This window comes from uncultured Leifsonia sp., assembly GCF_945957465.1.
In the GTDB taxonomy this organism is placed as follows: domain Bacteria; phylum Actinomycetota; class Actinomycetes; order Actinomycetales; family Microbacteriaceae; genus Leifsonia.
Genome location: NZ_CAMFLC010000097.1, coordinates 1 through 5,411, shown reverse-complemented (window position 1 = coordinate 5,411; position 5,411 = coordinate 1). Strand labels below are relative to the sequence as shown.

General features: G+C 69.1%; 5 protein-coding genes. 4 read left to right on the top strand and 1 reads right to left on the bottom strand.

What is annotated here, in order from left to right; translation table 11 throughout:
* A partial coding sequence (gene dnaE, locus Q0Q23_RS19650; RefSeq protein WP_295128363.1) for a DNA polymerase III subunit alpha occupies positions 1-1,879 on the top strand: 1,879 nt, incomplete at its 5' end.
* A gap of 111 nt (positions 1,880-1,990) precedes the next feature.
* Here the strand turns inward: dnaE and Q0Q23_RS19645 are convergent.
* Positions 1,991-2,497 (bottom strand): flavin reductase family protein, encoded by a 507-nt coding sequence (locus Q0Q23_RS19645; protein WP_295128360.1) that lies wholly within the window; start codon positions 2,495-2,497, stop codon positions 1,991-1,993.
* 76 nt (positions 2,498-2,573) lie between these two features.
* Here Q0Q23_RS19645 and hisD point away from each other — a divergent pair, with 76 nt between their 5' ends.
* The 3 genes from hisD to Q0Q23_RS19630 form a co-directional block, all read left to right on the top strand.
* The gene (gene hisD / locus Q0Q23_RS19640; protein WP_295128357.1) at positions 2,574-3,878 is read left to right on the top strand and encodes a histidinol dehydrogenase; all 1,305 of its coding nucleotides are present in this window, start codon (positions 2,574-2,576) and stop codon (positions 3,876-3,878) included.
* A 56-nt stretch (positions 3,879-3,934) separates the two neighbouring features.
* A complete protein-coding gene (gene nrdR / locus Q0Q23_RS19635) occupies positions 3,935-4,408 on the top strand; it encodes a transcriptional regulator NrdR (protein WP_295128354.1) in 474 nt (157 codons plus the stop codon).
* A 26-nt stretch (positions 4,409-4,434) separates the two neighbouring features.
* Positions 4,435-5,411 (top strand): quinone-dependent dihydroorotate dehydrogenase (locus Q0Q23_RS19630; protein WP_295128351.1); only part of this gene is annotated, 977 nt, incomplete at its 3' end.

Sequence of the window (5,411 nt, the reverse complement as noted above, 5' to 3'; positions counted from 1 at the left end):
CCCGATCATGAAGCGCGAGCAGGACGGCCAGATCGTCACGCAGTTCGACTATCCGGCCTGCGAGTCTCTCGGCCTGATCAAGATGGACTTCCTGGGTCTGCGCAACCTGACCATCATCAACGACGCGCTCGACAACATCCGCGACAACCGCGGCATCGACCTGGTTCTCGAAGACCTCGAACTCGACGACCGCCCGGCCTACGAGCTCCTGTCGCGCGGCGACACGCTCGGTGTGTTCCAGCTCGACGGCGGCCCGATGCGCTCGCTGCTGCGCCTGATGAAGCCCGACAACTTCGAGGACATCTCGGCACTCATCGCGCTGTACCGGCCGGGCCCGATGGGCGCGAACTCGCACACCAACTACGCGTTGCGCAAGAACGGCCTGCAAGAGATCACGCCGATCCATCCCGAGCTCGCCGAGCCGCTCGAAGACATCCTCTCGACCAGCTACGGCCTGATCATCTACCAGGAGCAGGTGATGGCGATCGCGCAGAAGGTAGCCGGATTCTCCCTCGGCCAGGCCGACATCCTGCGGCGCGCGATGGGCAAGAAGAAGAAGTCCGAGCTCGACAAGCAGTTCGAGGGCTTCTCGCAGGGCATGGTCGACCGCGGCTATTCCATGGAGGCGGTCGGCAAGCTGTGGGAGATCCTCCTGCCGTTCTCCGACTACGCCTTCAACAAAGCGCACTCGGCCGCGTACGGGGTCATCTCGTACTGGACCGCGTACCTCAAGGCGCACTACCCGGCGGAGTACATGGCCGCGCTGCTCACCAGCGTCGGCGACTCCAAAGACAAGATGGCACTGTACCTGAACGAGTGCCGGCGCATGGGCATCAAGGTGCTGCCGCCGGACGTCAACGAATCGAACCTCTACTTCGCCGCCGTCGGCGAGGACATCCGCTTCGGCATGGGCGCGGTGCGCAACGTCGGCGCGAACGTCGTGGAGGGCGTCAGAGAGGCCCGCGAGGCCAAGGGCCGCTTCGAGTCGTTCCACGACTTCCTCGGCAAGGTGCCGATCCACGCCGCCAACAAGCGCACGGTCGAATCGCTGATCAAGGCCGGTGCGTTCGACTCGCTCGGTCACACGCGCCGCGCGCTCGTCGAGGTGCACGAGGATGCGGTGGAGTCCGCGGTCAAGATCAAGCGGAGCGAAGCCAACGGCGACGTCGGCTTCGACTTCGACAGCCTCTGGGGCGACGACGAACCCAATCAGTCGCAGCATCACATCCCGGAGCGCCCGGAGTGGGTGAAGCGCGACAAGCTCGCGTTCGAGCGGGAGATGCTCGGCCTGTACGTCTCCGACCACCCGCTCGCGGGGCTGGAGCTGCAGCTCGCGAAGCTGGCCAGCACCTCCATCGCCGAACTGCTCGCCTCCGACAGCGTGCAAGACGGCGACACAGTCGTCATCGCCGGTCTCGTCACGAGCGTGCAGCACCGGGTGGCCAAGGCCTCAGGCAACCAGTACGGCATGATCCAGGTCGAAGACTTCGGCGGCGAGATGACGGTCATGTTCATGGGCAAGGCCTACCAGGAGTTCTCGCCGATGCTGCAGGGCGACTCGATCGTGGTGGTCCGCGGCCGCGTGAGCATGCGCGACGACGGGATGAACCTGCACGCGTTCAGCCTGATGATCCCCGACCTGGGTCAGGCCGACGATGTCGGCACCCTCATGATCACGATGCCCGATCAGCGCGCCACGACCGACACGGTCTCGTCGCTGGCGGAGGTGTTGGCGCGTCATCCCGGAGAGAGCGAGGTGCGCCTGCGCCTTGTGAAGGGTCAGGTCGCTCGCGTCTTCGAGGTGCCGAAGCCGGTCAAGGTCTCGCCCGATCTCTACGGGGAGTTGAAGGGCCTCCTCGGCCCCAACTGCCTGGTCTGACGCGTTCACGCGCCGCGCCGCGATTCGTCACGAATGTCGACATTCGTGGCACGAATGTCGACATTCGTGACGAAGGTGCGCCCTCAGTCCAGCGCGCTCAGTCCAGCGCGCTCACTCCAGCTCGCTCGGCCGGTGGTAGCGCCGCTCGTGGTAGAGCAGCGGCTCGTCGGGCTCTCCGAGCTCGCCCTGTTCGATCTGCACGACCACCACGGCGCTGTTGTGCACCGGGAACCGTTCGACGATGCGGCCCACCATCCACGAGGTCACGTCGTTGATCACCGGGAGGCCGTGCGGCCCGCGATGCCAGTGGTCACCGAGGAATCGCTGCGCGTTGTCGGCCGAGAGGATCTCGGCGACGCCCTTGTTGCGGACCCCCAGCATGTGGATGACGACACGATCGGTCTCGAGGATGGCCGGCCAGCTGGAGGCCGAGCGGGCCATGTTGAAGGTCGCAAGGGGCGGCACTGCCGCGAGCGAGGCGAGGGAGGTCGCGGTGAAGCCGACCGGGGTGCCGTCGGCCGTCTGGGCCGTGACGATCGCCACTCCGGCAGCATGCCGGCGGAAGGCCTGCCGGAACGCGTCGAGGTCGGGAGTGCGGTCGGTCGTCGCATCGTTCATACAGGTTTAGAAGCACCGTTCGGCGTGGGGGAATTCCCGAGAGGGGGCGGTCGGGAGCGGATAGGCTGGGACGGCCATGATGAACACCATCGATCTCCGCGGAGTCCAGCCTACCCGCGCCGCTTTCGAGCGGCTCGTCCCCCGTCCCGTCGTCGACGTCCAGGTCGCGATGCAGACGGCCGGTGAGCTGATCCATGACGTCCGCACCAGGGGAGGGGCCGCGCTCGCCGAGCAGGCCGAGCGGTTCGACGGGGGAGCACCCGCCTCGATCCGGGTCCCCGCTTCCGAGATCGCCGCCGCGGTCGACGCCCTCGCTCCGGAGGTGCGCGCGGCGCTCGACGAGGCCATCGCACGCGTGCGCCAGGCGACGGCGGCGCAGGTGCCGCCGTCGGCGGAGACCCGGATCGGTCCCGGAGCGACGATCGTCCAGCGCTGGCAGCCGGTCGAGCGCGCGGGGCTGTACGTACCGGGCGGCAAGGCGGTCTACCCGTCGAGCGTCGTCATGAACGCGGTTCCCGCGCAGGTGGCCGGCGTCTCGTCGGTCGCTCTCGCGAGCCCGCCGCAGCGCGAGTTCGGGGGTGCGGTCCACCCGGTCATCCTGGGCGCAGCCGGCCTGTTGGGCATCGACGAGGTCTACGCGATGGGAGGCGCCGGCGCCATCGGCGCGCTCGCCTACGGCGTCGACGACATCGGCCTCGACCCGGTCCAGGTGATCACCGGCCCGGGCAACATCTACGTCGCCGCGGCGAAGCGCGTGGTGCGCGGCCAGACGGGCATCGACTCGGAGGCCGGGACCACCGAGATCCTCGTGATCGCCGATGACGCCGCCGATGCGCGATACGTCGCGGCCGATCTCATCAGCCAGGCCGAGCACGACGAGGCGGCTGCCTCCCTGCTCGTGACCGACAGCCCCTCCTTCGCCGATCGGGTGGCCGCCGAGCTGGAGGCCCTGGCGGGCGCCACCGCGCACGCCGAGCGCGTCCGCGCGGCCCTCGGCGGCCAGCAGTCGGCGATCGTGCTGGTCGACGACCTGGCGGCGGCCGCCGCGTTCAGCAACGCCTACGGTCCTGAGCACCTGGAGATCCAGACCAGCGATGCCGATGCCGTCCTCGCGCTGATCCAGAACGCCGGCGCCGTCTTCGTCGGCCCCAGCGCGCCCGTCAGCCTGGGCGACTACCTCGCCGGCTCGAACCACGTGCTCCCCACCGGCGGTCAGGCCCGGTTCTCACCCGGACTCGGCGCGTACTCGTTCCTCCGGCCGCAGCAGATCATCCGCTACGACCGTGAGGCGTTGCGGACGGTCGCCGATCAGATCGTGGCGCTGTCCACGGCGGAAGACCTCCCCGCGCACGGCGAAGCGGTGACGATCCGCTTCGCGTGAGGCGGGAGACCGCCCTTCCGGGCGTCCTCTCGTGAATCCCCGGTAAGATTCCGCACATGTTCTGCCCCTTCTGCCGCCACCCCGATTCCCGTGTCATCGACTCCCGCACGAGCGACGACGGGCTCTCGATCCGGCGACGTCGGCAGTGCCCGGAGTGCGGCCGCCGCTTCTCGACCACCGAGACCGCGAGCCTCAGCGTCATCAAGCGCAGTGGCGTGGTGGAGCCGTTCAGCCGCGAGAAGATCGTCCTCGGCGTGCGCAAGGCCTGCCAGGGCCGCCCGGTGACCGACTCCGACCTCGCGGTGCTGGCCCAGAAGGTGGAGGAGACCATCCGTTCGACCGGCGCCTCGCAGATCGAGGCCAACGACATCGGCCTCGCCATCCTGCCGGAGCTGCGCGAACTCGACGAGGTGGCCTACCTGCGCTTCGCGAGCGTCTATCAGGCGTTCGATTCGCTCGAGGACTTCGAGGACGCCATCCAGCAGCTGCGCGTCGAGCACCACGGCGAGCCGGTCGACGTGGAGGCGTGAGCACTGCGCGGTATTCTCGTACCGGCATGTATCGCACACTCTTCTCCCTCGTCCTGTCGAAGCTCGACCCGGAGCGCGCGCACCACCTCGCCTTCCTCGTCATCCGCGCCGTGCCCGCGCTCGGGCTGGGCCGACTCGTCCGCCGCTTCACCGCGCCCGACCCGTCGCTCGCCGTCGAGGCGCTCGGCCTGCGGTTCGCGTCCCCGTTCGGCGTCGCCGCCGGGTTCGACAAAGACGGGGAGGCGGTGCTCGGGCTCGGTGACCTCGGGTTCGGGCACGTCGAGGTCGGCACCATCACGGCCCTCGCCCAGCCCGGGAACGATCGGCCGCGCCTGTTCCGCCTCATCGCGGACCGCGCGGTCATCAACCGGATGGGCTTCAACAACCGTGGCGCGGGCGTCGCGGCCAACCGGCTCCTGAAGGTGCGTCGCGCGCGGACGCGACCGGTGCTCGGAGTCAACATCGGCAAGAGCCGTGTGGTCGCCGTCGAGGACGCCACGCAGGACTATTTGACCAGCGCGCGTGCGCTCGCCCCGGTCGCCGACTACCTCGTCGTGAACGTCAGCTCACCGAACACCCCCGGCCTCCGCGGCCTCCAGGAGCTCGAACTGCTCTCGCCCCTGCTCGGGGCGGTCAAGGAGGTCGCCGGCTCGACCCCGCTCCTGGTGAAGATCGCCCCCGATCTGACCGACGAGCAGGTGGAGAAGATCGCCGCCCTGGCTGTCGAGCTGGGGCTCGCGGGCATCATCGCCACCAACACGACGATCTCCCGTGAGGGACTGTCGACCGATCCGGCCGTGGTGGCGGCGGCGGGGGCGGGCGGTCTGTCCGGCGCTCCGCTGGCCGCCCGGTCGCTCGAGGTGCTCCGATTGATCCGCGCGCACGTTCCCGCGGAGCTGTGCGTCATCTCGGTCGGCGGTGTGGAGACCGCGGAGGACGTGCAGCGCCGACTCGATGCGGGCGCGACTCTCGTGCAGGGCTACACCGCGTTCCTCTACCGCGG

Bases quoted from the DNA above. Each gene is read 5' to 3' on its own strand.
- Q0Q23_RS19645 (WP_295128360.1), bottom strand. From the start codon at position 2,497: ATGAACGATGCGACGACCGACCGCACTCCCGACCTCGACGCGTTCCGG.
- hisD (WP_295128357.1), top strand. From the start codon at position 2,574: ATGATGAACACCATCGATCTCCGCGGAGTCCAGCCTACCCGCGCCGCT.
- nrdR (WP_295128354.1), top strand. From the start codon at position 3,935: ATGTTCTGCCCCTTCTGCCGCCACCCCGATTCCCGTGTCATCGACTCC.